At 62.3% G+C, this 25,677-nt stretch carries 22 protein-coding genes; 17 read left to right on the forward strand and 5 right to left on the reverse strand.

What is annotated here, in order from left to right; all coding sequences use genetic code 11:
• Window positions 1–5: 5 nt before the first annotated feature.
• From LB556_RS10435 to LB556_RS10460, 6 genes are read left to right on the forward strand one after another with little or no spacing between them, the layout of a single operon-like run.
• Window positions 6–317, forward strand: a complete 312-nt coding sequence (locus tag LB556_RS10435) for a hypothetical protein (RefSeq protein WP_224566683.1) — start codon at window positions 6–8, stop codon at window positions 315–317.
• A gap of 57 nt (window positions 318–374) precedes the next feature.
• Window positions 375–1,439: a ubiquinol oxidase subunit II gene (gene cyoA, locus LB556_RS10440; protein ID WP_224566684.1), complete on the forward strand. Its 1,065-nt coding sequence runs from the start codon at window positions 375–377 to the stop codon at window positions 1,437–1,439.
• Window positions 1,429–3,432 (forward strand): cytochrome o ubiquinol oxidase subunit I, encoded by a 2,004-nt coding sequence (gene cyoB, locus LB556_RS10445; RefSeq protein WP_224566770.1) that lies wholly within the window; start codon window positions 1,429–1,431, stop codon window positions 3,430–3,432. Before cyoA ends, cyoB begins: the two co-directional genes overlap by 11 nt.
• 17 nt (window positions 3,433–3,449) lie before the next feature.
• Window positions 3,450–4,136, forward strand: a complete 687-nt coding sequence (locus LB556_RS10450) for a cytochrome (ubi)quinol oxidase subunit III (RefSeq protein WP_224566772.1) — start codon at window positions 3,450–3,452, stop codon at window positions 4,134–4,136.
• Window positions 4,133–4,603 carry a cytochrome o ubiquinol oxidase subunit IV gene (gene cyoD, locus LB556_RS10455; protein WP_224566687.1) on the forward strand — a complete coding sequence of 157 codons (471 nt, stop codon included), beginning with the start codon at window positions 4,133–4,135 and terminating at the stop codon, window positions 4,601–4,603. The genes LB556_RS10450 and cyoD overlap by 4 nt, the downstream gene beginning before the upstream one ends.
• 19 nt (window positions 4,604–4,622) lie before the next feature.
• Window positions 4,623–5,372, forward strand: coding sequence for a DUF4396 domain-containing protein (locus LB556_RS10460; RefSeq protein WP_224566689.1), 750 nt, complete (start codon window positions 4,623–4,625; stop codon window positions 5,370–5,372).
• Window positions 5,373–5,454: 82 nt separating this feature from the next.
• Here the strand turns inward: LB556_RS10460 and LB556_RS10465 are convergent, their stop codons facing one another.
• Genes LB556_RS10465 through LB556_RS10475 form a run of 3 tightly spaced genes read right to left on the reverse strand, consistent with a single transcriptional unit; the run spans window position 5,455 to window position 9,226 of the window.
• A complete protein-coding gene (locus LB556_RS10465) occupies window positions 5,455–6,684 on the reverse strand; it encodes a c-type cytochrome (protein WP_224566690.1) in 1,230 nt (409 codons plus the stop codon).
• A 20-nt stretch (window positions 6,685–6,704) separates the two neighbouring features.
• The gene (locus tag LB556_RS10470) at window positions 6,705–8,471 is read right to left on the reverse strand and encodes a GMC family oxidoreductase (RefSeq protein WP_224566691.1); all 1,767 of its coding nucleotides are present in this window, start codon (window positions 8,469–8,471) and stop codon (window positions 6,705–6,707) included.
• Between the two features lie 5 nt (window positions 8,472–8,476).
• Window positions 8,477–9,226, reverse strand: coding sequence for a gluconate 2-dehydrogenase subunit 3 family protein (locus tag LB556_RS10475; protein ID WP_224566692.1), 750 nt, complete (start codon window positions 9,224–9,226; stop codon window positions 8,477–8,479).
• 238 nt (window positions 9,227–9,464) lie between these two features.
• Here LB556_RS10475 and LB556_RS10480 point away from each other — a divergent pair, with 238 nt between their 5' ends.
• The 10 genes from LB556_RS10480 (at window position 9,465) to LB556_RS10525 (ending at window position 21,113) form a co-directional block, all read left to right on the forward strand.
• Complete coding sequence (locus tag LB556_RS10480) at window positions 9,465–10,685, forward strand: cation:proton antiporter (protein WP_224566693.1); 1,221 nt, start codon at window positions 9,465–9,467, stop codon at window positions 10,683–10,685.
• 573 nt (window positions 10,686–11,258) lie between these two features.
• Window positions 11,259–12,002: a DUF4142 domain-containing protein gene (locus tag LB556_RS10485; protein ID WP_224566694.1), complete on the forward strand. Its 744-nt coding sequence runs from the start codon at window positions 11,259–11,261 to the stop codon at window positions 12,000–12,002.
• A 21-nt stretch (window positions 12,003–12,023) separates the two neighbouring features.
• Window positions 12,024–12,626, forward strand: a complete 603-nt coding sequence (locus LB556_RS10490) for a general stress protein (RefSeq protein ID WP_224566695.1) — start codon at window positions 12,024–12,026, stop codon at window positions 12,624–12,626.
• A 362-nt stretch (window positions 12,627–12,988) separates the two neighbouring features.
• Window positions 12,989–14,998 carry a CocE/NonD family hydrolase gene (locus tag LB556_RS10495; protein ID WP_224566696.1) on the forward strand — a complete coding sequence of 670 codons (2,010 nt, stop codon included), beginning with the start codon at window positions 12,989–12,991 and terminating at the stop codon, window positions 14,996–14,998.
• Window positions 14,999–15,015: 17 nt separating this feature from the next.
• Window positions 15,016–15,966, forward strand: coding sequence for an ABC transporter permease (locus LB556_RS10500; protein WP_224566697.1), 951 nt, complete (start codon window positions 15,016–15,018; stop codon window positions 15,964–15,966).
• A gap of 40 nt (window positions 15,967–16,006) precedes the next feature.
• Entirely contained in the window at window positions 16,007–16,837 is an 831-nt protein-coding gene (locus LB556_RS10505) for an ABC transporter permease (protein ID WP_224566699.1), read from the forward strand.
• Entirely contained in the window at window positions 16,834–17,799 is a 966-nt protein-coding gene (locus LB556_RS10510; RefSeq protein WP_224566701.1) for an ABC transporter ATP-binding protein, read from the forward strand. The genes LB556_RS10505 and LB556_RS10510 overlap by 4 nt, the downstream gene beginning before the upstream one ends.
• Entirely contained in the window at window positions 17,796–18,824 is a 1,029-nt protein-coding gene (locus LB556_RS10515) for an ABC transporter ATP-binding protein (protein WP_224566703.1), read from the forward strand. Before LB556_RS10510 ends, LB556_RS10515 begins: the two co-directional genes overlap by 4 nt.
• Before the next feature lies 1 nt (window position 18,825).
• Complete coding sequence (locus LB556_RS10520) at window positions 18,826–20,388, forward strand: ABC transporter substrate-binding protein (protein ID WP_224566704.1); 1,563 nt, start codon at window positions 18,826–18,828, stop codon at window positions 20,386–20,388.
• 44 nt (window positions 20,389–20,432) lie between these two features.
• Window positions 20,433–21,113, forward strand: a complete 681-nt coding sequence (locus tag LB556_RS10525; RefSeq protein WP_224566706.1) for a TetR/AcrR family transcriptional regulator — start codon at window positions 20,433–20,435, stop codon at window positions 21,111–21,113.
• A 30-nt stretch (window positions 21,114–21,143) separates the two neighbouring features.
• On the opposite strand, the gene LB556_RS10530 is transcribed toward LB556_RS10525, so the two are convergent.
• Window positions 21,144–22,682, reverse strand: coding sequence for a trimethylamine methyltransferase family protein (locus LB556_RS10530; RefSeq protein ID WP_224566708.1), 1,539 nt, complete (start codon window positions 22,680–22,682; stop codon window positions 21,144–21,146).
• Window positions 22,683–22,753: 71 nt separating this feature from the next.
• Entirely contained in the window at window positions 22,754–24,856 is a 2,103-nt protein-coding gene (locus LB556_RS10535) for an FAD-dependent oxidoreductase (protein WP_224566710.1), read from the reverse strand.
• A 270-nt stretch (window positions 24,857–25,126) separates the two neighbouring features.
• Between LB556_RS10535 and LB556_RS10540 the strand changes: the two genes are divergently transcribed.
• Window positions 25,127–25,306 (forward strand): hypothetical protein, encoded by a 180-nt coding sequence (locus tag LB556_RS10540; protein ID WP_224566712.1) that lies wholly within the window; start codon window positions 25,127–25,129, stop codon window positions 25,304–25,306.
• Window positions 25,307–25,677 lie beyond the last annotated feature (371 nt).

Consider the following 25,677-nt stretch of genomic DNA (forward strand, 5'->3'; position numbering starts at 1 on the left):
TGGTCATGAAAACCTATCAACTGCCGCACGTTACTGCCAGTGGGCCGCTAGTCATCGTCACGGCGGCAGTGCTGGCGTCTGCAATCGCCTTCTATTACTTCGCGGCCCCGCTGACCGGGGTCACCGGAACCCCGGGCGCCATGCTTGTGCTCATCGCCAGCCTGGCGCTTGCGCTGGATGGACTCCTGTTGCGCTTCAGAAGCGATGGTGCCGTCTTCATCCTGGCCTGGGTCTTGGGCTCTCTGGGAGCGCTCGGCACATTCATCGCCGCCATCGGGACTCTCGGCAGCCCGTATTGGGGTCGCTGCACGCTGTGATCGTCTTGTCCCGAATGCAACATCGGCCAGGTCCGGAGGCTCTGAAGGGTTGTTCGAATGACAGCAGGGAACTGGCAAAGCGCAGGGATGGCGCTGTGCATGCGGCACAAGGGCAACGTCGAACGACACGCCTGGAAAACCTCCGGTTCACGCCAAGCCGGCAAGCCGCGCGTCTCCCGAGCCGTAGCCACCTTGTTCGGCATCTCGGTGATTCTGACCGGGTGTTCGGGAGGGGTGTTGGACCCGCAGGGACCAATCGGAGCCGGCAACGCCAAGATCCTGCTCAACTCCCTGGCCATTATGCTGGTGATCGTGATCCCCACACTGGTTGCGTTGCTTTTTTTCGCCTGGAAATACCGAGCCACGAACAGCCAAGCCCGCTACGACCCCGAGTTTGTTTATTCCGGTCGCATAGAGCTCATCGTTTGGGGTATTCCAACCTTGACGATCCTCTTCCTCGGCGGGCTTATCTACTACGGATCACAGCACCTCGATCCGCGCACGCCGATAGCCTCGGATAAGCCGCAGCTCAATGTCCAGGTCGTGGCGCTCGACTGGAAATGGCTCTTCATCTATCCCGACCAGCAAGTCGCCACCGTCAACAATCTGGTCATCCCGACCGGTGTGCCGATACATTTCACATTGACTTCCGCCAGCGTGATGAACGCGTTCTTCGTGCCGCAGCTCGGCAGCATGATCTACGTCATGAATGGCATGCGGACGGACCTGCACCTGCAGGCAGACCATGTGGGCACCTACTATGGGCAATCGGCGCATTTCAGCGGCGACGGTTTCTCAAACATGCATTTCCTGGTGCATGCGGTTCCCGCGCAGGAATACAGTGCGTTCCTATCCGGCTTGAAGGCGCGAACCGGCGTCTTGAACGCGGATGTCTATCGCAAGCTGGCGCAACAAGGTTCCGATGTTTCGGAGTCCGCGTTTGGTCATGCACAAGATGGCTTGTTTGATGCCATCGTGCGTCAGGCACTGCCCCCCGGGCCAGGTCCAGCCAAGAACCAGTCCGGCGGCGAGCCGGCCATTAGGCCCAAGGCGGCGCCGTCGCCCACCGGTTCGGCAAGCCCAGCACCACAGGAAAAAGAGGGGGCGAACGATGCTCGGTAAGCTCGATTGGTCCGCCATTCCGTTTGACCAGCCGATCCCACTTGGAGCGGCGTTGATCGTGTTTATTGCCGGCCTCGCCGTGCTGGGCTGGATTTCGGTCAAGGGGTATTGGCCTTATTTGTGGCATGACTGGATAACGTCGGTCGATCACAAGCGCATCGGCGTCATGTACATCGTGCTTGCCATGCTGATGTTGCTGCGTGGCTTCGTCGACGCAATCATGATGCGTACTCAGCAGCTGTTTGCGATCCACGGACCCGGTTACCTGCCGCCCGAGCACTTCAATCAGATATTCTCGGCCCACGGGACCATCATGATCTTCTTCGCGTCGATGCCGTTCATGATCGGGCTGATGAACTTCGTCGTGCCGCTGCAACTGGGAATACGTGATGTGGCTTTTCCCACCCTCAATTCGGTCAGTTTCTGGCTGACGGCGACCGGCGCCCTGCTGGTCAACATGTCCCTGGTCGTTGGGGAGTTCGCGCGCACCGGCTGGCTGCCCTATGCGCCGCTTTCCGAACTCGCATATTCGCCCGGGGTCGGTGTGGATTACTATCTATGGGCGATCCAGATATCCGGCGTCGGAACCCTTTTGACCGGCGTGAACCTGGTTACCACCATTTTGAAAATGCGTGCCCCGGGCATGGGTTATCTACGCATGCCCATGTTCTGCTGGACATCGCTGGCCGCCAATCTTCTGATCGTGGCCGCCTTCCCGATCCTTACCGCAACGCTGGCGATGCTGACGCTCGACCGTTATCTCGGCTTTCATTTCTTCACCAACGAAGCCGGTGGGAACCAGATGATGTTCGTCAACCTCATCTGGGCCTGGGGCCATCCAGAAGTATATATCCTGGTGCTTCCCGCCTTCGGAGTGTTCTCCGAAATCTTCTCGACGTTTTCGTCGAAGCCGCTGTTCGGCTACCGCTCGATGGTGACGGCGACGATGTTCATCTGTCTCGTGTCTTTCATGGTCTGGCTGCACCACTTCTTCACCATGGGCGCGGGCGCAAATGTAAATACGGCCTTCGGCATCGCCACCTCGGTGATCGCTGTCGGAACAGGGGTGAAAATCTACAACTGGCTCTTCACCATGTATGGCGGGAAGATCCGCTTCGACACGCCAATGCTATGGGCGCTTGGCTTCGTCACCACATTCACCGTCGGCGGAATGACCGGCGTCCTGCTTGCTGTCCCGCCAGCCGACTTCGTCCTTCACAATTCGCTCTTCCTGGTGGCGCATTTCCACAATGTGATTATCTCGGGTGTCCTCTTCGGCGCTTTCGCCGGCTTTACCTTCTGGTTTCCAAAAGCGTTCGGCTTTCGCCTTCATGAGGGCTGGGGCAAGGCGGCTTTCTGGTTCACGCTCCTCGGCTTCATCCTCGTCTTCGCACCGCTTTATGTGGTGGGTCTGCAAGGCATGACGCGCCGATTGCAGCATATTGAGGTGGACGCCTGGGTGCCGTGGATCGTCATCGCGGCAGCCGGTGTCGCTGTGATGCTTGTCGGAGCGGCGTGCCAGATTGCTCAGCTCTTCCTGTCGATCAGGGACCGTGACCAGCTTCGCGACGACACTGGCGACCCTTGGGACGGGCGCTCGCTGGAGTGGTCCACACCGTCGCCACCGCTTCCATTCAACTTTGCGCACCAGCCGCATGTCGAGAACGAAGAGCCCTATTGGAGCATGAAACAACGGGTGATCGCAGGCCAAGAGCCAAAGACGAACAGGCAGTACGAGCCGATCGACATGCCCAAGAACAGTCCGACCGGATTCGTAACGGCCTTCTTCGCGACGATCATCGGGTTCGCACTCATCTGGCACATCTGGTGGCTGTCAATTCTCGGGTTCCTCGGCGCCTACGCCACATTTGTCGTGTTCGCCTGGCGCGACCAGGCCGAAATCGTGATTTCCGCCGACGAGGTCGAACGGATGGACCACGACCGCACGGCCGCGCGACTGGCCTGGCTCCGGCGTAGGGAGCAAGTGTCATGAGTGGCCAATCCGACGCGATGCCCAGCGACATTACCGCTGGAAGTGCCACACGCGATCCCTACGTGCTGGGCCATCCCAGCGGGGCGGGAAAAAAGGGGTCGGGAGACCAGTTGGCCACCGGGCACGGCGAGGGCGGTCCCGCCTCGAAATTCGTTACCGTCACATACGGGTTTTGGATATTCCTGCTATCCGACATCATCATGTTCTCGGGCTTTTTCGCCTCTTACGCGGTGCTGGCCAATGCAACCAATGGCGGCCCGACCGGCAAGCAGCTGTTCGACCTCACACGCGTTGCCATTCAGACCGGACTTCTGTTGACCTCGACTTTTACCGCGGGCCTGGCCTCCCTTGCGCTCGAAAGACGTTCGGTGATCGGCACACAGGCGTGGCTCCTGGTCACCGGCGTACTTGGAGCGTTGTTCCTGCTTCTCGAGGGACAGGAATTCATTACGATGATCGGGGATGATGCCGGTCCCGCCCGAAGCGCGTTCCTGTCGGCCTTCTTCGCATTGGTCGGCTGCCATGGCCTGCATGTGGGGCTTGGCATCCTGTGGCTTGGAACCATGATGGCCCAGCTTTGGGTGAAGGGCTTTCGGGCCGACATCTTGCGCAGGCTTCACTGCTTCAGTCTTTTTTGGCATGCCCTCGACATCATTTGGGTCGCCATTTTCAGCCTGGTTTACCTGCTGGGAGCATCGCAATGACAGACGACACCGCCTCATCCGACGCCTCGAGGGACACCCACGATACCGCTCCCGGCGAGGAGACGATCGCGCGCAACGAGCCCGCGGCCGGACTGCCGGGATATCTACTCGGCTACGGCCTTGCGTCCCTGTTGACGGTGGCGTCCTTCATCGCCGCCAGGACGGGGTTGATTTATCAGCCAGCCGTGATTTCCGCGCTGGTCGTGCTGGCCCTTGCACAGATTGGCGTGCATCTGGTTTTCTTCCTGCATCTGACGAGCGGACCAGACAATACGAACAACATTCTGGCCCTCGCCTTCGGAGTGTTGATCGTCGCCCTGGTTGTGCTCGGTTCCGTCTGGATCATGGGACATCTCGACCAGAACATGCCGCGGATGAAGCCGCAGCAGCTTGCCTTGCTGACCCTTTGTCCCGCCGGGACGCTTCGGCTGGCGTCGGCCGTGAACCGTCCCGCGGCCTGTCGATAGTTCGACCGGAAGAATAGCGATGAAGGAGGAATTGATGATCCCCGAATGGCTGCATTGGGTGTCCCTGCTTTCGTTGCTGGCCGGCATTTTGTCTTCAATCTGGATTGCATTCGACGAGTTCCGAAATCCGCGGAAGATGTGGATCATGAACCTCGTTTGGCCGGTCTGTGCCCTCTTCGGATCCGGCTTCGTTCTTTTCGTCTATCTGCATGCCGGCCGGCCAAGTTCGAAGGCCAGGGAGGAGCGGCCAGGCCAAGGCGCAGGGAACACGGGCTCGGACAAGCCGGTTCTTTCGCCGACCGCGATCGCAAAGGCAGCTTTTCATTGCGGAGCCGGCTGCACCGTGGGCGATGTCATTGCCGAGACCCTGGCGCTTGCGTTCCCAACCGTCCTGTTGTGGCTGGGTTGGAAAAGCCTGTTTGCCGAGAGAATGATTTCAGTCTGGATCCTGGACTACATCTTCGCCTTTGTCCTGGGCATCGCTTTCCAATATTTTACGATCAAGCCGATGCGGCAGCTGTCCGCGAAGCAAGGATTGCTACAAGCGCTCAAGGCCGACGCTCTGTCGCTGACGGCCTGGCAGGTTGGCATGTACGGCCTAATGGGGGTCGGGCAGTTTTTGATCTTCGAACCGGCCTTCGGAACGCGGCTGGAAGCCGACACGCCTGAGTTCTGGTTCTTGATGCAACTGGCCATGCTGGCCGGCTTTGCCACCAGTTACCCCGTAAACTGGTGGCTCCTCAGAAAAGGCATAAAGGAAGTAATGTAGGCGGGCGCGAGCCATGGACCGCTGCCGTTGTAACCAGATGCTTGATCCGGTCCTCGCCGCCGCGAATGGCGGTGCGGAACACCTAGTAGGAGCTCGCGGCAGACTCGACCGACTTGCGCAGGTCTCGCACCTCGTCTGAGGTCACCGCGCCCGCCTTGTTGCCCCAGGCGTTGCGGACGTAGGTGGCGACTGACGCAATCTGGCCATCCGAAAGTTTCCATCCGAATGAAGGCATCGCCAGTGCGTTCGGGCTTGCCGAAATCGACGCAGCGTGTCCGCCGTTGAGAACGATGCGCAAGAGAGAAAGCGGCTGGTCGGACTGGACGATGCCGTCGCCTTTGAGCGATGGAAAAAGGCCTTTCACGCCCACGCCCCCTGCCTGGTGGCATGCCGAGCATTGGTCGGCATAGATCGCCTGTCCGGCACGAACAACGTTCTGGTCTGGGACCTCCGTGCTTTCCGGCGCGGTAGCCGGGAGTGACTTCAGATAGGTTGCGATCGCATGCAAATCTTCGTCGCTCATCTTGGACGTCGAATCCTTGATCACCTCGGCCATCGGCCCGTAGGCCGTGGTGCGGTCATTACGCCCGGTCTTGAGAAAGCGGGTGATGTCCTCTGTGTCCCACGATCCCAGACCCGCACGCTGATCGCCAGCCAGGCTAGGCGCGAACCAGTTCTGGATTTTTCCGCCCTGGTACTTTTGGTCCGCCTTGGCCGAACCGAACATGTTCTTGGGGGTATGGCAGGCGCCGCAGTGACCGAGACCTTCCACCAGGTAGGCGCCGCGGTTCCACTCCGCCGATTGCTGTTTGTCAGGTTGGAATTCACCGGGCGTGAAGAACAGCTCGTTCCATCCCGCCATGGCGATCCTATGGTTCAGCGGCCATGGGAACTCGTTCGGGCGTGCTTTCGAGCGGACCGGCTCCAAGGTGCGCAGATAAGCACGAATGTCGTCGACGTCCGCACGCGAAACCTTGGTGAACCAAGGGTAGGGAAATGCCGGATAGAGACGCCTTCCGTTCGCCGCTATACCCTCGTGCATGGCGCGGTAGAATTGCTCCTCGGTCCAAGCGCCGATGCCCGTCTCGGGGTCGGGGGTGATGTTGGCTGAGTAGATGATACCGAATGGCGTCTCGATGGGCCTGTCGCCGGCGAAGGGCTTGCCGTCTTCCGCTGTATGGCAGGCGACGCAATCGCCGGCTGCCGCCAGCTGGCGGCCGCGCTCCTGCCTGGCAAAGTCTCCGATCTGCGCGTGGGCGAATGGGCCCGAAAGAACCAACCACCCGCCGATCAAGGCGGTGCCCGCGGCCATGGTGAGGAGCGTCTGCTTCGTCATGTCTGCACCAGAGGGGCTGGGCGCTTGAGATACTGGTTGCGGATCGCGTCCGCTGCCCAGAGCGCGAGTGCGCTGACTGTCCCTGTTGGATTGTATCCGCTGTTGTGGGGGAAGGCGCTGGCGCCGACCACGAATAGATTGGGCACGTCCCAATGTTGCAGATACCGGTTCACCACGCTTTGCTGGGGCGTGGCGCCCATGATGGCGCCGCCCGTGTTATGTGTCGACTGATACGGCTCGATGTCATAATGCGGCCCCCGTGGCGACTTCTTGATCTCGCGCGGCTTCATCGCCTTCGCAATGTCGACCATCTTGGCCATGGTGAAATCCTGCATCTTCAATTCATTCTGCTTGAAGTCGTAGGTCATGCGCATCAACGGGCGGCCGTAGACATCCCGATAGCTTGGATCAAGGTCGAGGTGGTTGGCCGCGTTCGGCATCACCGCCCCCATCAACGAGACCGACATGGAGGTCAGATAGTTCTCGATGAAAGCCTTCTTCCATTTGGCGCCCCATTTTGGGGTGCCTTCGGGCAGGAACTCGGTCTCGATCGGCCGACCCGTGGTCACGTAGCCGGCAATGTAGCCGCCGTGTATGAAGCCGAGCCCGCCATGATCGAAGTTATCGCCATTCCAGTCGTCGACGATCATGCCCGAAGCGCCTGCCCCGACAAACGGATTGAGGATCTTGTCGCCGAGGAAAACGTTCACCGAAGGGGTGATCTGATAGCAATAATTCTTGCCGAGCGTTCCCTGGCCGGTGCTTGGGTCGTAGGTCGTGCCAATTCCGGAAGTCATCAACAGATGCACGTTGTGCGTGATGTAGGCGCACACAACGACAAGGTCGGCGGGCTGTTCGAATTCATTCCCGTGCATGTCCACGTAGGTGACACCCGTGGCGCGTTTGCGCGAACTGTCGACATTGATGGCGGTGACCTCGCTTTCGGTGCGAAGAGCAAAGTTCTTCTTCTGCATCAGGACGGGCAAGATCGTCGTCTGTGCGCTCGCCTTGGAATAGTTGCCGCAGCCGAACTTTTCGCAGAACCCGCAATAGGTGCAGGGCGCCAGGCTGACACCGAGCGGGTTGGTATAGGCCTGTGACATGTTCGCCGAAGGGCATGGGAACGGATGCAGCCCGATCGACCCCGCCGCTTCTGCAAACAACGTCGGTCCATAGGTCTGCTTCATCGGCGGCGTGGGATAGGGCTTGGAACGCCGCCCCTCGAAGGGGTTTCCGCCCGATTGCTTCTGTCCCTTCACGTTGCCGGCCTGACCGGCTATGCCGCACAGTTCCTCCCAGCGCGTATAATACGGCTCGAGTTCGTCATAAGTGACGCCCCAATCCTGAAGCGTCATGTCCTGCGGGACCATGCCTTGCCCGTAACGTGCGATCGTCTGGCTTCGGATCTCGAAATCGTATGGCAGGAAGCGCCAGGCCTGACCATTCCAGTGCAAAATCGAGCCTCCAACCCCGGTTCCGGGCAGGAATGAGCCCAGGCGACGCATGGGCAGCGCCTTCTGGTCGGATGTGTTGCGGAACGTCAGGGTCTCCTGGGCGGTCTGCTCGAACAGATGACCGTGGTAGCGGTAACGGAGCTCATCCTGGATGAAGGTTGGCGCAAAATCCGTGCTGGTTTCCCGCCAACTGCCGCGTTCGATCGCAAGGACGTCCAAGCCGGCCTCGGTCAATTCTTGTGCCATGATGGCGCCGGTCCAGCCGAATCCGACGAGCAACACATCAACCGAAGGAAGCTTTTGAGACACGGTGTTTATCCCTGGCTGTCCCAAGCCGGGCGGCCGCGAATGCCGACAGGAGGCTGATCGTAGCGTTCCCCGTGGCGGTCGACCCAGTCGAGATAATTGTAACGCGCACCTGGAAAGCCGAGCATCTTCCAGCCAGCCATCTCCTTGTTGCCGCCATAGATGGGATCGCTGAACATGCCCTCCTTGGTGTTCAGCCACAGCATTTTAAAGAATGTCTTGGCATCGACGCCGCGGAGATCGACCTTGCCCTCCTCAAGGTCAGACAGGAGCGCATCCTGTGCTTCGGGCGCAAGCTCCGCAAAACGCTTGCCGCCTTGCGAAGCCACGACATGCTGGTCAATCGCTGCGATGGCTGCGCGGTAGAGCGCGGAAGGCGTCATGCGCGATTGGTAGCCCTGCGTGTCCTCGCCTTTGTCCCAGGGCCCCTGCATGTACCAGCTACCGCCGCGCCCATAGGCGCCGGCGAGCTGATGGTCGATAAACAGCGGTACACCGCAGGCGTGAGCCCCCGGGCCGAGTGCATCCTGAGGGATCAGCCTTTCGGTCGCGGCTTCGACAAAGGCGAGCTCATCGGTCGTGAAGAATTTATAGTCAGGCGATTCGAGCGGATTTGGCGCATCGGCCTGATGCGGCAGCCACCTGTCACCATCACCGCCTTTGAGTTCTCGTGCCGAAGCCGCGCCTATCGTGGCCGATGCTGTAACCGTCGCACCTGCCGTGAGAAATCGACGGCGGCTCAACACGTTCGGATTCATGGCGCAATTTCCAGCGGCTGATGGCTTGTCTCGGCCAAACCGCGCTCTCCCGGCATTGTTCCGCCCTCTGACGCGTTTGTGATCGGCGGCATGAGCAGATCGGCTGAACGCATCGGGAATCGATCCAGGCCTGCCCGCGGCACGCGTCCGCTTCGGATTGCACGAACTTCTTACAGCGACGGTTCCACTGGGGTCCCGGTGCCCTAGTTGTGCTGATCACACCAAACATGAGGCCGCTATGAACGACCTTCCAATCCTCACCCTGGGGATGATCCTGCTCACCGCTTCTTTGGTGGCGATGATCTCCAGACGGCTGCGTCTTCCTTACAGTGTCGGGCTTGTCGCGGCAGGTATCGCCCTTGGCTTCATGCCCGGCGTTGTCGACCTCCCCCTCAGTCGCGATTTGATTTTCACGGTGTTTTTGCCGCCGCTAATCTTCCAGGCGGCGCTTGCGATCGAGTGGCGTCATTTTCGCCTGAACCTGCCGGTCACCATTCTGCTCGCGTTCCCCGGTGTCGCCATAGCCGCCGCGGTGGTTGCGATCGGCATGCATCTGCTGCTCGGATGGAGCTGGATCGGTGCCGGGCTATTCGGCGTGCTGATAGCTGCGACCGATCCGGTGTCGGTTGTCGCGGCCTTCAAGGAGATGAAGGTTCGACCCCGCCTGGCTCTGCTCGTCGAATCTGAAAGTCTGCTCAATGACGGCGCGGCCGCGGTCGGCTTCGGCATCCTGGCGGCAATCCTGGCAGGCGCCGAGGCGACGCCACTGAGCATTGCCTGGTCGCTGTTCTGGACGGTGGCGGGTGGGATTGCCTGCGGCGCGGCAGTGGCGGCTCTGCTCCTTCTGATCGCCGGCCGGACCGAAGACCATCTTGTCGAGATAACCCTTACGACCATCGCGGCTTACGGTTCGTTTCTGCTTGCGGAGGATCTTGGCATGTCCGGCGTGCTGGCCACTCTCACGGCAGGCCTGATTGTGGGCAATGTCGGTTGGAAAGGCGCTATTTCCGCCAATGCCAGAAGTCACGTCCTGTCGTTCTGGGAGTACGCGGCCTTCCTGGCGAATTCGATCGTGTTCATCTTGATTGGCGGCCATGAAGCTCATCAGCCCTTTGGAATATTCGCAGGCACCTCGGCGGTCGCGGTTTTGCTCGTGCTGTTTGGTCGGGCCTTGGCCATCTATCCTCTCTGTGCCCTGCTTGCCGCCACGCGCTTGAAAGTGGATACCAGCTACCAGCACGTTTTGGTCTGGGGTGGGCTGCGCGGCGCCCTCGCTCTGGCCCTTGCGCTCGCACTTCCTGAAAACGTTGCCGAGCGCGGTGAAATAATCGTTGTCGCATTCGCGGTCGTTGCCTTTTCCATCTTTGTCCAGGGGTTGACCATGCCCTGGCTCATCAGACGGATGGGGCTGACCGCAGAAGACGCGGGTTCTGCCGCACGCGATCATGGCGGGCGATGAGGAGGCCAGAGGCGTTGTCGGGTTCGTGGCCGCTGCGGTGATTGTCACCGGGCCTGGAAAGACGATGCCGATGCCGGGCCGGTATCGGGCCGTTCACACATGGTTGAACTTCGCTCTGCACCGGGTGAAAATATCCGCGTCAACGGGGGCGGAGCGACCGCGTCGTCTTTGCGAGATTTTCAGCAAAGCCGGGCCAGCTTCACGAGGCTCTGCCCGAGCCAGCGGAGGCGACTGGGTATGGCCTATGGGCTGTGGAACGATGCGCTTCATGAATGATTCCCTCGCATCAGCCAGCTCGGAAGGCGCTATGCCGGAGTCTTGGTCCAGCTGCGAAGCTGCAGTCCTGGGCGCGTGTCGTCGGTCAGGCCGCGACTGCATTCAAGACGCACAAGCTTTCTATCGTCGCGTCCGGCGTGGCTTTCCGCGCCACCCTTGCGACATTCCCCAAGCAGCATGACGCATGACCCGGCCTGTTCACTCATCCGGGCCTGCCGGCATGTCGACTCCCGGAACAAAGCGCATCCTGGCTTGTTAGGGCGCGTCGCGAATTGCGCACTGACAAGGACAAAGCCGATGAAAATACGACACCTTTTCGCATCGCTTGCCGCTGCTTCCATTCTTATGGCGATGCCTGCTCTCGCTGCCGTCAGCGCTCAGGACTTTGTCGACAAGGCCGCCATCGGCGGCAAGTTCGAAGTCGACTCGAGCCAGGTTGCCCTGAACAAGGCTCAGGACCAGAGCACCAAGGACTTCGCACAGAAGATGATCGAGGATCACGGCAAGGCCAATGCCAAGCTGGAAACGGTCGCCGGCGAACAAAAGCTGAAAGTGCCGACAGCGCTTGACGCGCAGCACCAGGATGAGTTGGACAAACTCAAGAACGCGCAGGCGCCGATCGATCAAGCCTATCTCGACATGCAGCGCAAGGAGCACGCCGATGCGATCAAGCTGTTTGAAGACTACGCCCAGGCCGGCGACAACGCGGCGCTCAAGACCTTCGCCCGTCAAACAGTCGATACGCTGAAGATGCACCAGCAAATGCTCGAAAAGATCGCCGCGGGGCGTGACACCACCACCGGAGCGACGACGCCGGCGGTGAAGACCGGCAATGCCCCCAATGCCGCCGCTCTCGTCCCCGGTGCGAACAGCTTCACCGAAGCCCAGGCCAAGAGCCGTATCGAGGATGCAGGCTATTCCAACGTCTCGAAGCTTACGAAAGACAACCAAGGCATCTGGCGCGGCACGGCAAGCAAGGCGGGCAAAAATCTCGACGTCGGGCTCGACTACCAGGGCCACGTCGTTGCCGCCAGCAAGTGAGCATGGATCAGGAGAAATCAGATGAAGACCCTAACTGGACTGTACGACAATTATGACGACGCGGCCAACGCGGTCGGCGAACTGGAAGCCATGGGTGTCCCGCATTCGAACATCAGCATCATCGCCAATAACTCGAATGACTGGTACGACGCGGATCGTTCCGAGGCTGCAGAAGATGCCGGGACCGGCGCGGGAATCGGAGCCGTGGTCGGCGGTGCCGGCGGACTGCTGACAGGGCTGGGCGTCATGGCCATTCCGGGGGTCGGCCCGGTGGTCGCGGCCGGATGGCTTGCCGCAACCGCCGCTGGGGCGGTTGCCGGCGCGGTGGCCGGCGGTGCGGTGGGAGGCATCATCGGGGGGCTGACGGAGTCGGGCGTACCCGAAAGCGATGCACATGTATACGCTGAGGGAGTTCGTCGTGGCGGCACGTTGGTCACGGCCAAGGTAGACGATGAACTCATTGCCAGCGCCGAGGAAATTCTGGGCAACTCCAGATCAGTGGACTTGGCGGAACGCCGCAGGGCTTACGAGGCCGGAGGCTGGACTGGCTTCGATCCAAATGCAGGCGAATATATGCCTGACGAAACCGATCGTGACAGCGCCCGAGCGATAAATCGCCCTTGAACCGCAAGCCCCGCCGCTAACAGCGGCGGGGCTTGCCTCTCCAGACGCGATCCGATGCAGGCATGATGACTGCCGCGGCGGACAGCAGCTGGACGATGGCTTCCCGGATTCCTCGCAACGAGCGACGGAACAATTTCCGGAGCCTTAGGCGAGGCGCCGTCAGTCAATCCCGAGCGCTTCTTGGTGAACGTCGGACGCTATCGAGCGTCCGCACCATTACAATGCCTGCCCCAGGCGTCCCAAGGCTGGGAGGGACCGGTAGCGGCCCTGGCATCTGTCGCCAAACTTGCATTCAAGCCGGATTGCATCGCGGACGCTCTTGTTGTACGAACGTTCAACAAGACATCTGACGAGTACCTGCCGTGGTACGAACCGAGTTTCCCTTTGTCGTCGAAACCATCGATCCGCTTTGGATCGAACTGGCCGACGGAACACGCATAGCCGCAACTTTGTGGCGCCCGCGAACCGATGACAGGGTTCCCGTCGTCGTCGAGATGGTGCCATATCGCCGCCGCGACGGCACGGTGGCCCGCGACTTGGATATCCACCCCTGGCTCGCCGGTCACGGCATTGCCTGCGCCCGCATCGACATCAGGGGCTCCGGCGATTCCGACGGCGATCTCGCTGACGAATACCTGCCGCGCGAGCAGGAAGACGCCTGCGAGATAATTGCCCATCTGGCAGCACTCCCATGGTGCAACGGCAATGTCGGCATGACCGGCATTTCCTGGGGCGGTTTCAACGCCCTGCAGGTCGCGGCGCGGCGGCCGCCGGCCTTGAAGGCCATCATTGCCAACTGCGCTACCGACGACCGCTACGCCGACGACATCCATTATATGGGCGGCGCTCTGCTGACCGAGCAGGAGATGTGGTCCAACTTCATGCTGGTGAAGAAGGCGATGGCGCCCGATCCGCAGATCGTCGGCGACGCCTGGCGGCCGATGTGGATGAGCCGACTTGCGGCGACGACCTCGCTTTCTGAAGTGTGGCTCGCGCATCAGCGCCGTGATGACTATTGGCGGCAAGGCTCGGTATGCGAGGACCATTCCGCGATCGAATGCGCCGTCATGGCGGTCTGCGGCTGGGAGGACAGCTATTCGAACTTCGTGCCGCGCCTGCTTCAACATCTGCCGGGACCAAAGCTTGGCATTGTCGGACCGTGGTCGCATGCCTATCCCTGCCGTGGCGCACCGGGGCCGCTGATCGGCTACCTGCAAGAGGCGCTGCGCTGGTGGCGCCATTGGCTCGCCGGCGAAGACACCGGCATCATGAACGAGCCTCTCTACCGCGTCTGGATCACGAGCGAAGAGCGGCCGCGACCCTTTTATCTGCCCGATCATGCCGGCAGTTGGGCCGCCGAGGATCAGTGGCCGTCGCCGCGCATCGAGCGTCGCGTAATGCACCTGAACGCCAGCGGATTAGGCTGCAATGCAGTATCTGGCGATACGCGTTCAGTATGCTCGCCGGCCACCGCCGGCCGCGATTGCGGCCGCTGGGGCGGCTATGGCGGTTCTTGTCCGGACATGCCCATAGACCAGCGCCGCGAGGACGGCCTGGCGCTTTGCTTCGACACGCAGCCGCTCGACGACGATGTCACCTTCGTCGGTGCGCCCGAACTCGATCTGCTTGTCAGCGTCGACCAGCCGCATGTCAATCTCGCTGTCCGGCTCTGCGATGTCTATCCCGACGGCACCTCCGCGCTGATGACCTATGGCGTGCTCAATCTCAGCCATCGCGACAGCCACGAGCATCCGACGCCGTGTCCGGTCGGAACGCCCTTTCGCGTGCGGCTGAAGCTCAACGATTTCGCCCGCACCGTACCAAAAGGCCATCGTGTCCGTCTGGCTTTGGCCAACCAGCACTGGCCGATCCTGTGGCCGCAGCCGAAGCTGTCGACGCTGTCGGTGGCGACCGGCAACAGCACGGTGATGCTTCCGGTGCGCCCGCCGTCACCGCGAGACCATGACGTTCGCTTCAAGCCCGCCGAAACGGCACCGCCGGTTCCCACCACGACGCTGGACGAGGGCTTCGACCGCCGCATCGTCACCGACGATGTCGGCTCGGGTATGCAGACCATCGCGCTGACCTCGAACCATGGGAGCAGGCGCTATGACGATCGCGCTATCACCGTCTCCTCGGCCAACAGCGATACGATGAGCATCCGTGCCGACGATCCGCTGTCGGCAAAACTCGTCACAGAATACCGCTGGGGGATCGCCAGCGGGGATGCCGACACCGAAGCGATAGCGGTGACCGAACTGACGGCGGACGAAACCCATTTCACCTTGAGTTGGCATCTCGAGGCGCGAGAACGGGGCAAGCTCATCCAGAGCGCCTCGGCGACGCGGCGCATCAGGCGCGATTTCGCCTGAGGGGAGGGGAGGAGGTAATGCTAGCATATGCAGTGAAACGCATCGGTCTTGGCCTCCTTATCCTCGTTCTCGTCATGGTTGCCATGTACGCGGCCGTGTTTCTTGTCCCCGGCGATCCGGCAACCGTGGCGCTTGGTCCGAGAGCCACGCCGGAATTGAAGCGGCTGCTGATCGAACGCATGGGGCTCGACCAGCCGGTCTGGTGGCAGATCGTCGAATTTTTCCGCAACGCGCTGACCGGCAATCTGGGCTACGACGTCTGGTCGAACCGGCCCGTCTCCACTTTGGTCCTGCAGGCGCTGCCGAACACGCTGATCCTCGGGCTGACCGCACTGGCGGTCGCTCTTCTCATAGGTGTGCCCTTGGGCTGCCTGTCGGTTATGCGGCGCGGCACGGCAGCCGATGCCGTCATCGGCGTGCTGTCGGTCGGCGTCATCGCCGTGCCGTCCTTCGTCGTCGCCATCTATTCGCTGCTGCTCTTTGCCGTCACGCTTCGCTGGCTGCCGGCTATCGGCGCCGGCGAGGCCGGCGACTTCATCAGCCAGGCCAAGGCACTGGTCATGCCGGCCGCGGCGATCGCACTCGGCTGGATTGGTTACATCGCCCGCATGGTGCGCGCTTCTATGATGGAGGTGATGGGCGAGCCGCATATCCGCACCGCCCGGTCCTTCGGCCTGCCCGAGTGGAAGATCGTCTCCAAATACGCGCTGCGCATCGCCATCATCCCGACGATTTCACTGGTCGCGGTCGGCCTTGGCAGCATCCTGTCCAGCGCCGTCTTCGTCGAGGCGGTGTTCGCCCGCCCCGGCATCGGCAAACTCATCACCGACGCCGTCAACACCCGCAACTATCCGGTCGTCATGGGCACGGTGCTGATCATGACCGCCATCTACGTCTCCATCACCATTGCCGCCGATCTGCTGATCGCGCGGCTCGATCCGAGGGTGCGTGATGTCTTCCGTGGCTGAGGCTTCATTGTCCACTCCCGATCGACAACGATTTGTCCTGTTGCGTGCGCTGCTTGCCGATCCGTTTACCTGCGTGGCGCTGATCCTGGTCGCCGGCTTCCTCATCACCGCCATCTTCGCGCCATGGCTGGCGCCCTATTCGCCGGTCAAGATCGACGTGCTGCACAAGCTGCAGCCGCCATCGATGGAACACTGGTTCGGCACCGATCATCTCGGCCGCGATCTCCTGTCGCGCGTCATCTTCGGCGCGCGCACCGCGCTCACCATCGCCATGGTTTCGGTGGCCGTCGCCGGTGCCATCGGCTTGGTACTCGGCCTGATCGCCGGCTATGGCCCGCGCTGGCTCGACGCCATCCTGGTGCTGACCTTCGACAGCCTCAACTCCCTGCCCATGATCATGTTCGCGCTCGCCATCATCACCGTGCTGGGCGCCGGTACCGGCACGCTGATCATCGTTATCGCCGCGACGTCGTTCCCGAGCTACGCCAGGCTGATCCGGGCGCAGACGCTGGCGCTGAAGAACAGCGACTATATTCTCGCCGAACGCCTACTCGACGCCAGTGCCGCGCGCATCATCTTCATCCACCTTCTGCCCAATGTCGTCGGTCCGCTGATCATCCTTCTGTCGATGGACATCCCGGTCGTGATCATGGTCGAGGCCGGTTTGAGTTTCCTGGGCTTGGGTGTCCGGCCGCCGACGCCGTCCTGGGGTAGCATCCTCTATGACGGCTACACCAGCATCCGCTCGGCACCCTTCATGGTCGTCTTCGGTGGGCTGCCGCTGGTGCTCGCCACACTCGGCTTCACCTTCCTCGGCGAAGGCCTGCGCGACTATCTCGATCCGCGCCTGCAATTGCGGAGGCCGGCATGAGCGGTTCGCTCGTCGCCAGCGATCTCAGCGTCCGCTACCAGACGCCGCATGGCAGCGTTTACGCGTTGCGCCACGTCGACATCGAGGCGCATCCCGGCGAGGTCATCGGCATTGTCGGCGAGAGCGGCTGCGGCAAGTCCACGCTCGTCACCGCACTCGCCAATCTGCTGCCGGCCAATGCCCACATCGACGGATCGATCCGCTATGACGGCGTCGACCTCGCGAAACTCGACGCGCACCGCCAGCGCCTGTTGCGCGGCGACGAGATCGCACTGGTCAGCCAGGACCCGATGACGGCGTTCAACCCGGTGCTGACCATCGGCGACCAGCTTGTCGACTTCCAGCATCACCGCAACGATCTTGGCCGGGCGCAGAAGCGGGCGCGCATCGCCGCCATGCTCGACCGCGTCGGCATTGCCGACGCCGAACGGCGCATGCGGAGTTATCCGCACGAACTGTCCGGCGGCATGCGCCAGCGCGTCGCCATTGCCGCCGCGCTGCTGACCGATCCTGGCTTGCTCATCGCCGACGAGCCGACGACGGCGCTCGATGTCACCATGGAGGCGCAGATCATCCATCTGCTGCGCGAGCTCAGGCGCGAATACAACGGCATCATCATCGTCGTATCGCACCATCTCGGCGTCATCGCCGAACTCTGCGACCGGGTCTATGTCATGTATGCCGGGGAGGTGGTCGAGGGCGGCGAGGTCGACGCCATCTTCCACGATGCCAGGCACCCCTACACCCAAGCGCTGCTCGCCTGCGATCCCGCCCGCTTCCACGAGAGGCTGGACAGGTTGCCGACCATCCCAGGCTCGCTGCCGAGCCTCACCCAGCCTCCCCCGGGATGTGTCTATGCACCACGTTGCAACCGCGCCTTCGCACCGTGCAGCACCATCGCGCCGCCGCTGGTGACGCTCTCCGCTTCGCACGTGGCACGCTGTCATGCGGTGACACGATGAGCCCGCTGCTTGCCGTCGAGGATCTGTCGGTGACTTTTGCCCGCAACGGCGTTCTCAGCCGCTTGCTCAACCCGGTCCCGCTGCCGGGCTTCAACGTCATCGACGGGGTGACGCTGTCGCTGATGCCGAACGAGACGCTTGGGCTGGTCGGCGAGTCCGGCTCAGGCAAGACGACGCTCGCACGCACCATTCTCGGCCTCGTCAGGGCGGCGGCCGGCCGCATCGCCTTCGAGGGCAGGGATGTCGCGACGCCGGCCGATTTCCGTGCCATGCGCCGGCGTTCGGCGATGATGTTCCAGGACCCGGTGGCGTCGCTCAGCCCGCGCCTGCGCATCGGCGCGCTGCTCACCGAACCTCAGGTCATCCAGGGTGTGCCGATGCCGGATCGCCGTGCGGCGGCAAAAGCGCTGCTGGCGCTGGTCGGTTTGCCCTCATCCCTCGTCGACCGCTATCCGCACGAGTTGTCGGGTGGCCAGGCGCGCCGTGTCGGCGTTGCGCGCGCCCTGGCGATGAAGCCGCATCTGCTTCTCGCCGACGAGCCGACCGCCGGCCTCGATGTTTCGGTGCAGGGCGACGTGCTGAACCTGATTGGCGAGTTGAAGCGCGAACTCGGTTTCGCCGCCATGATCGTCACCCACAATCTGGCAATGATCCGCCATGTCAGCGACCGGCTGGCCATCATGTATCTCGGCCGGCTGGTCGAGACCGGACCGACGCAGGACGTGTTTTCGGCGCCGATGCATCCCTACACCGCGACGCTGATCCGGTCCGAGCCCATTCCTGACCCGCGCCGGCGCAGCCTGAGGCCTGCCGTCACCGGCGAGATCCCGAGCGTGTTTCGGCGGCCTGCGGGCTGCGAGTTCCATACGCGCTGCCCGATCGTACGCGAACGCTGCAAAACCGAAGCACCGGCCTATCGCCCGATGGGCACCGACCGGATGGTGCGCTGCCATTTCCCGCTGCAGAAAGGCGGGCAAGAACGGGAAGCCTTCTCACACGCTTCCGTAAACCAAAGGGGAAACTGACATGACGCAATGGAAAATGGACAGACGTGCATTCCTGAAAGCGGCCGGAGCGCTCGGTGCCGGCCTGGCAATGAAGCCAGGCTTTGCCTGGTCGGCTGTCGGCGACACGCTGCGCATCCGCATGGAAGGTGATCTGCAGTGTCTCGATCCTGCCTTCATGAATGGCGGCATCGAGGATGTCATGATGCGCGGCATCTACGTCTCGCTGAACCATTTCGGCGACATCAGGAAGGGCTCGCCCTGGTCGCTGTGGGGCGCCGAGAAGCTTGAGCAGAAGGATCCGAAGACCATCGCCTTCACTCTGATCGACGGGCTGAAATGGTCTAACGGCTTCGGCGCGGTCACCTCAGACGACGTGAAATTCTCGTTCGAGCGTATCGCGGACAAGGCGCGGGCATCGCCCTGGGCCTATCAGTTCGAAAAACTCGACCGTGTCGAGGTCGTCGATGCCCGCAATGGCATCATCCACCTGAAGGAACCGTATCAGCCGATCTTCGTCACCAGCTTGCCTTACTATGGCGGCCACATCATCAGCCGCGCCGGCACTGAGAAGGCGGGCGGCAAGTTCACCACGCAGCCGCCAGCGACATGCGGCCCCTATCTTTTCTCCGACTGGCAGCAGAAGCAGAAGGTGACGTTGACCGCCAATCCGGACTGGCCGGGACCGAAGCCGGATTTCGGCAAGGTCGAAATCTATGTCGTGTCGGACGACCAGGCGGCCCAGCTCGCTTACGAAGCCGATGCCTTCGACTACACCAAGATCGCGATTTCGGCGACCAAGGCGGTCAAGGCGAACCCACCGGCCGACACGACCCTGATCGAGGCGCAGTCGACCCGTTATGTCTGGCTGACCGTCAACATGCTGAGCCCGCGGCTCAAGGATTTGAAGGTCCGCCAGGCAGTGCAGTATGGCGTCGACGTCGGGCAGATCCTTACCGGCGTCTATGATGATTTGACCAAGCGTTCCACTGGTGTCGTCCAGCCCGGCACCAAGTTCGCACGCGCCAGCAATCTGATCGCGGCGCCCGACTACGAAAAATCCGCCGCGCTGCTCAAAGAGGCCGGCGTCAGCGACCTGTCGCTGACCCTGACGGTCATGAACGATTCCATCCGCACCGCGACCGCGCAGATCATCCAGGCGAGCCTTGAGCAGGCCGGCATCAAGGTCGAGATCCAGCCTTATGACGAGGCGGCCTTCTGGGGCGTCGGCGACAAGACGCAGGGCGAGGGCTACAAGAACATCGATCTGGCGCTGATGGACTTCGCCGGCGGCATCGATCCTTCCGAAAACCTGGTCTGGTTCCGTCCCGACCAGATCGGCGCCTACAATTGGTCCGGCTTCGACAGTCCCGAGTTCGAGACCAGCTATCAGCAACTGGTGGCGGAAAGCGACGAGGCCAAGCGCATCGCATTGTCCAACCGGATGGAGGATCTGATGGAGCAGTCCGGCGGCTTCGTCTTCATCTGCCACCAGCCGCTGGTCGCCATCCACAAGGCCAGTTTGGACCCGGTGATCTACCCCGACGGTCACCCCAATCCGGTCCTGTTCAAGAAGAAAGCCTAAACGCTTCCATGGACAGGAACGGCGCAATCGACTAGCTGGGGTCCATGACGGAAGCCCAACCAGAAGGTGCAAAAGGTAAGCGCGGCGCCAAGAAGGCTCCGCCGCGCTTCAGCCGCGAACAGGCTGAAGTGCGCCGCTCCATGCTGATCGAGGCGGCGACGCGCTGCCTGTCAGTCGGCGGCATCGGCGCCTTCACCATCGATCGGATCTGCAAGGAGGCGGGCGTCTCGCGCGGCCTCATCAACCATCACTTCGAAGGCCTCGATGGGTTGCTGGTCGAGGTCTACAAATCCTCGCTCTACGCCAGCGTCAACAACCAGATCGCCGAAGCCAAGCGCCGTCGCGCCGAGGCGTCCGATTGGCCACCGGAGGCATCGCTTGCCGCGCTGGTGCGCTCCAACTTCTCGCCCGAATATTTCAGCCGCGAGAACCTGCTCATCTGGCTGTCGCTGTGGGGCGAGATCGCCATCAACCCCCGTCTTAAGGCTGCGCATCGCGAACTCTATGACGCTTATCGGGCGGAACTGGCCGAGGACATCGCCGCTGTCGCGATGCCTCGCGGGAAGCGAGTCGACGCCGGGGCACTGGCGCGCAATTTCATCGCCCTGATCGATGGTCTGTGGCTCGAATGGTGCCTCGACGAAAGTGTGGTAACGCCACAGGCTGCCGAGGCGGCGGGCTTTGAAATGCTGGAAGCGCAGGTTGGGCCGTTGCGGGCCACATAATCCTTCAGGCTCAAGCTTGGCGGCACAGCTTCAGTTCAGCGGCGAGCCGCCTTCGCGCTTGCGGCGATCCATGTAGTCACGCAACGCTTCGTCGATGCCTGGATCGATCGGCGGCTGCTCGTACTCGGCGACCATGCGCTTCCAAACGACGTTGGCGCGTTCTCGTGCCGTGACCTGACCGCGCTCCATCCAGGTGTCGTAATTGTCCCAATTCGACACCAGCGGCGAATAGAAGGCGCGCTCATAGCGCTGCATGGTGTGCGCTGCGCCAAAGAAATGTCCGGCCGGGCCGACCTCGCGTACCGCTTCCAGCGCCAGGGTGTCGATGTCGACCACGGGCGGGTCGAAGTAAGCCGACATCATCTGCAGCATCTCGGCATCAATGACCATTTTCTCGAACGATGCGGTCAGCCCGCCGCCAAGCCAGCCGGCCGCGTGCAGCACCAGATTGGCGCCTCCCATCAGGCAGCCCCATAGCGACATCGCGCTTTCATAGGCGGCTTGCGCGTCGACTGAATTGGCGGCGGTGACATTGCTGGAGCGGAACGGCACGCCGATAAGCCGGCAGAGCTGACCGGTGATCTGCGCGGCCTGGGTATATTCGGGCGTGCCGAAGGCCGGCGCACCGGTTTTCATGTCGACATTGGAGGTGAAGCCGCCATACATGACCGGCACGCCGGGGCGCACGATCTGCGTCAGCACGATGCCGGCCAGCGCCTCGGCATGCTGCTGCGACAGCGCGCCGGCGAGCGTCACGGGGCTCATCGCGCCGGCCAGCGTGAACGGCGTGATGACGTTGACCTGGCCATGTTCGGCCATCGCGATCAGGCCTTCGGCCATGGGCTCGTCGAGTTGCAGCGGCGAGTTGGTGTTGATGATCCCGGTAAACACAGGCATTTCCCGCGCGAGGTTCTCGCGCGTCGTGCCGAGCGAAATGGCGACCATTTCCAGCGCGTCGATGGCGCGTCCGTTGCCGAGCGTCTGCGGCTGCCAGTTCTTGTCGAGCAAAGTAATCTCGGCATAGTAGAGGTCGAGGTGACGTGTGTTCTGGTGGAGGTCGAGCGGCTCGAACGGCCCGCCCCCTTCCTGGTGCAGCACGTTGAACGACTGGACGAGTTTCAGATAGTCGCACATCTCGGCGTAGGTACCGGGTCGGCGTCCGCGATCATTGTCCATGACGTAGGCCGGTCCGCCTACCGACGACAGGATGCAGTGCCGTCCGCCGACCTTGACGTTCTTTTCAGGGTTGCGGGCGCGCAGCTCGAACGACGACGGCGCCATGGCGACGCGCTCCATCACCATGGCGCGATCGAAGCGCACGCGCATCGAGCCTTCGTCGATGTCACACCCGGCCTCGCGATAGAGTTGCCGCGCCCGCGGCTGCAGCACCTTCATGCCGATCTCCTCGAGTATGGTCAAACCCATCTCGTGGATTGTCCGGACATGGTCGGCCGACAGGATCTCGATCGGCGCGTAGGGCCGCGTCAGCTGTTTCCATGGACGCTGCTCGATACCGCCGATTTCGCGCTGCGGTCGGCCGGGTCTGCGACGTGCCGTGATGCGCTCCATGGCTCTCTAGAACTCCTTGTTTGACGCAGTTCCGCAGAGAAAAACCGCCTCACGCTTTTCCTGGAATTGCTCTATTCAGCTGCCGTCCGCAACTCGAAGTCCGCCACCGCATCGACGATCGGCGTGTCGCGACGGTAGGGCGACAAGCGGGCCCTGGCGCCAATTTCCTGGGCGAGCTTGTGACCGCTGTGCACCGCATGGGCAATGGCGCCCGGAGCGAGCGCGTCGCCGACGCGATCGAGACTGTGGATGCCGGCTGCGGCAAGATCGTCGGCGCGTTCCGCCAGCGCCTCGAAAAGCTCGTTGCGCGGCAAGCGCAGCCCGACAATGAGAACCGCGCGGCAGGCAATGCTGCTCTCCTCGCCGGTGAACAGATGAGCCAGCGTTGCCGTCTCGCCATCGAAAGCCTTCAGCAGGTGCAGCGTCGTCACCGGCACTTTGCGCCGTGCCAGCGCGCGATGCACCAGCGGCAGTTCGTTGGTCATGATCGTCCAGGCCGACGCCTGGCCGGCCGGGGTGACGTAGCTGACCGGAATGCCTTGCGCGGCCAGATGCTCGGTCAGCACGCCGCCCATGTAATAATTATCGAAATCGAAGACGAGCGTCGGCCCTTCCGGTAGTTGGCCGGCGGCGATGTCGTCCGGCGTGAAGACCTTGGGGTGGTCGAGCCGGCCAACCGGAATCTCCAGCGATGAGTAAAGCATGTTCGTCCAGCGCGCGCCGGTCGCCAGCACCACGCGGTCGGGCGCAAGGTCGATGATCTCGTCCACGCCGAGCGTGCTCTCGGGATAAAGTGAGACGTTTTCCAGCTCGCTTAGCCGCCCGAGGCGATAGTCGACCACGCGATTCCAGGCCGCGAGGCCCGGCAGCGTCTTCTCGAAAGTCAGCCGCCCGCCGAAGCTCCGGCTGCTGTCGGCGAGCATCACCTCATGGCCACGACGGCCGAGCGTCAGCGCGCATTCGAGCCCGGCCGGTCCGCCGCCGACAATCAGCATTCGTTCAGGCCGGTCGGTGCGTTCGACACGCTCGGGGTGCCAGCCGCGCCGCCATTCCTCGCCCGCGGTCGGGTTCTGCGTGCAGCGCACCGGCACTCCGTCATGCCAGCTGGAAATGCAGATGTTGCAGCCGATGCATTCGCGGATTTCGCCCTCGCGGCCCTCGCGGATCTTGGCCGGCAGGAAGGGGTCCGCGATCGAGGGCCGGGCGCCGCCGATGAAGTCGAGCACGCCGCGCTTGATCTGCGAGACCATCGTGTCCGGCGAGGTGAAGCGCCCGACGCCGACCACCGGCTTTTTCGTCAGCGATTTGACGAAATCGATCACCGGCTCGTGGCTGCCTTCGCCGGTGAAGCGCGACGCCGAACAGTCGGTCGGGCTGGAATCCATCTTGACGTCGAAAAGATCGGGCAGGTCGGCCAGCAGATCGATCAGTTCATGTGCTTCCGAGGGCTGGTTGCGTCCCGGTCGGCCGCGCAGCTCCTCGAGGCTGACACGCAAGGCGACGCCGCAATCCTTGCCGACGGCATCCTTGGTGACTTCGATCATCTCGCGCACGAAGCGCACGCGGTTCTCGATCGGGCCTCCATAACAGTCGAGGCGATGATTGTATTCCGGCAGCAGGAACTCGTAACCGAGATAACCCATGCCCGCATAGACATAGACGACGTCGAAGCCGGCCGTGCGCGCCTTGCGCGCCGCTTCGGCTTGGCATCGCAGCACCTCCTTTATGTCGGCCTTGTCCATCGTCTTCGGCCGCATATTGCCCATGAAGCCGACATGCGTGGCCATCCACGGAATGCCCGACGGCGACAGCGGCGGCAGCCGGCTTGTCCTGTTCATCACCGAGGCGCCGCCGTGCCATAGCTCCACGCCGGCAAGCGAGCCATGCCGGTGCACCGCCTCCGTCATCAGCGCATGCGCGCGGATATCGTTGTCGTCCCACAGAGTGGCGAAGGGCAGGGGCGTGTCGTCCGAGCTCGGGTCGATCGAACAGGCACCGGTGCAGATCACCCCCCATCCGCCCTCGGCCTTCGTCTCGCGGAAGGCGGCGCGAACCCGCGGCAGCGCGTTCGTCATGCCACTGGCATGCGGCACTTGGTAGAAGCGGTTGGGCGCGGTGACCGGTCCGATGCGCATCGGCTCGAATAGGATCTCGTAGCGGGGGTTGCAGGTCATGAGGTTAACAACGCGCTTGTTGAACGATCGTACAACAACGATATTCGTGATTTCGCCAGAACGCAATGGCCGAACCGCCGGCTACACTGTTCGGCTGCGTCAGGGGAGACGAAGGAGCTTCTGGCCCATCCCGATCAGGTCGCCGCGCAGCGCCGAAGCTGAAGCGGCATGCTGCCGCGGTGCAGTTCGATGCGGGGACGTCGCAAACGCGGAACTTTGGCCCCACGAAGCTGTTTTATCGGTTCATCCAATGAACACGAGGACCAGGGCATGGCAGCGAAATCGTCGAGGGATCTTGGCGGCCGAGATCCCCGCAAGGACAAAGACAGGGAGACGCGGGAGGCTGTCGTCAAAACGCCGGACAAAACGAACGACTGGGATCGTGATGCTGTGCATGGAGACGGCGACACGATCGATATTCAGCCTGAACCAGGCGTGGAGTCGAAATAGCAGCGCGGCGCAGTTACGTTGTTGTCGGCAACCATCGAGAACCTCATGAAAGCCGGCTCGCCAGGCTCTCTGGAAAATGTCGGCGTGCCTGTACTCGGCCAGCGACGCGTAGGTCGTAGCGGTGGGCATGGAGTCTTTCCGGCATGCCCTCGATGAGCGGTGGTCCGTTTGCCGGATCCACAGTATTTTGATCGTCTCACTTCCCGCGAGCCGATGCCACGCTCCGCCGTTTCCGCGCGCGCCATTCTGTTCCACTCCACACGCCGATTGACGAGTGGAGCGACAGCGGACCTGGCCATGATAGGTCACCGGTGCGGCTTATGTTCCTATAAAGGAACGCCGCGCACGCGTACTCGAACGGGCATCACCTG

The sequence above is a fragment of the Mesorhizobium sp. ES1-4 genome, assembly GCF_020164745.1.
GTDB lineage: Bacteria > Pseudomonadota > Alphaproteobacteria > Rhizobiales > Rhizobiaceae > Mesorhizobium.

Excerpts from the sequence above, each read along its gene's own strand:
- LB556_RS10435 (WP_224566683.1), top strand. The coding sequence starts at position 6 with ATGAAAACCTATCAACTGCCGCACGTTACTGCCAGTGGGCCGCTAGTC.
- cyoA (WP_224566684.1), top strand. The coding sequence starts at position 375 with ATGACAGCAGGGAACTGGCAAAGCGCAGGGATGGCGCTGTGCATGCGG.
- cyoB (WP_224566770.1), top strand. The coding sequence starts at position 1,429 with ATGCTCGGTAAGCTCGATTGGTCCGCCATTCCGTTTGACCAGCCGATC.
- LB556_RS10450 (WP_224566772.1), top strand. The coding sequence starts at position 3,450 with ATGCCCAGCGACATTACCGCTGGAAGTGCCACACGCGATCCCTACGTG.
- cyoD (WP_224566687.1), top strand. The coding sequence starts at position 4,133 with ATGACAGACGACACCGCCTCATCCGACGCCTCGAGGGACACCCACGAT.
- LB556_RS10460 (WP_224566689.1), top strand. The coding sequence starts at position 4,623 with ATGAAGGAGGAATTGATGATCCCCGAATGGCTGCATTGGGTGTCCCTG.
- LB556_RS10465 (WP_224566690.1), bottom strand. The coding sequence starts at position 6,684 with ATGGCCGCGGGCACCGCCTTGATCGGCGGGTGGTTGGTTCTTTCGGGC.
- LB556_RS10475 (WP_224566692.1), bottom strand. The coding sequence starts at position 9,226 with ATGAATCCGAACGTGTTGAGCCGCCGTCGATTTCTCACGGCAGGTGCG.
- LB556_RS10480 (WP_224566693.1), top strand. The coding sequence starts at position 9,465 with ATGAACGACCTTCCAATCCTCACCCTGGGGATGATCCTGCTCACCGCT.
- LB556_RS10485 (WP_224566694.1), top strand. The coding sequence starts at position 11,259 with ATGAAAATACGACACCTTTTCGCATCGCTTGCCGCTGCTTCCATTCTT.
- LB556_RS10490 (WP_224566695.1), top strand. The coding sequence starts at position 12,024 with ATGAAGACCCTAACTGGACTGTACGACAATTATGACGACGCGGCCAAC.
- LB556_RS10500 (WP_224566697.1), top strand. The coding sequence starts at position 15,016 with ATGCTAGCATATGCAGTGAAACGCATCGGTCTTGGCCTCCTTATCCTC.
- LB556_RS10510 (WP_224566701.1), top strand. The coding sequence starts at position 16,834 with ATGAGCGGTTCGCTCGTCGCCAGCGATCTCAGCGTCCGCTACCAGACG.
- LB556_RS10515 (WP_224566703.1), top strand. The coding sequence starts at position 17,796 with ATGAGCCCGCTGCTTGCCGTCGAGGATCTGTCGGTGACTTTTGCCCGC.
- LB556_RS10520 (WP_224566704.1), top strand. The coding sequence starts at position 18,826 with ATGACGCAATGGAAAATGGACAGACGTGCATTCCTGAAAGCGGCCGGA.
- LB556_RS10525 (WP_224566706.1), top strand. The coding sequence starts at position 20,433 with ATGACGGAAGCCCAACCAGAAGGTGCAAAAGGTAAGCGCGGCGCCAAG.
- LB556_RS10530 (WP_224566708.1), bottom strand. The coding sequence starts at position 22,682 with ATGGAGCGCATCACGGCACGTCGCAGACCCGGCCGACCGCAGCGCGAA.
- LB556_RS10535 (WP_224566710.1), bottom strand. The coding sequence starts at position 24,856 with ATGACCTGCAACCCCCGCTACGAGATCCTATTCGAGCCGATGCGCATC.
- LB556_RS10540 (WP_224566712.1), top strand. The coding sequence starts at position 25,127 with ATGGCAGCGAAATCGTCGAGGGATCTTGGCGGCCGAGATCCCCGCAAG.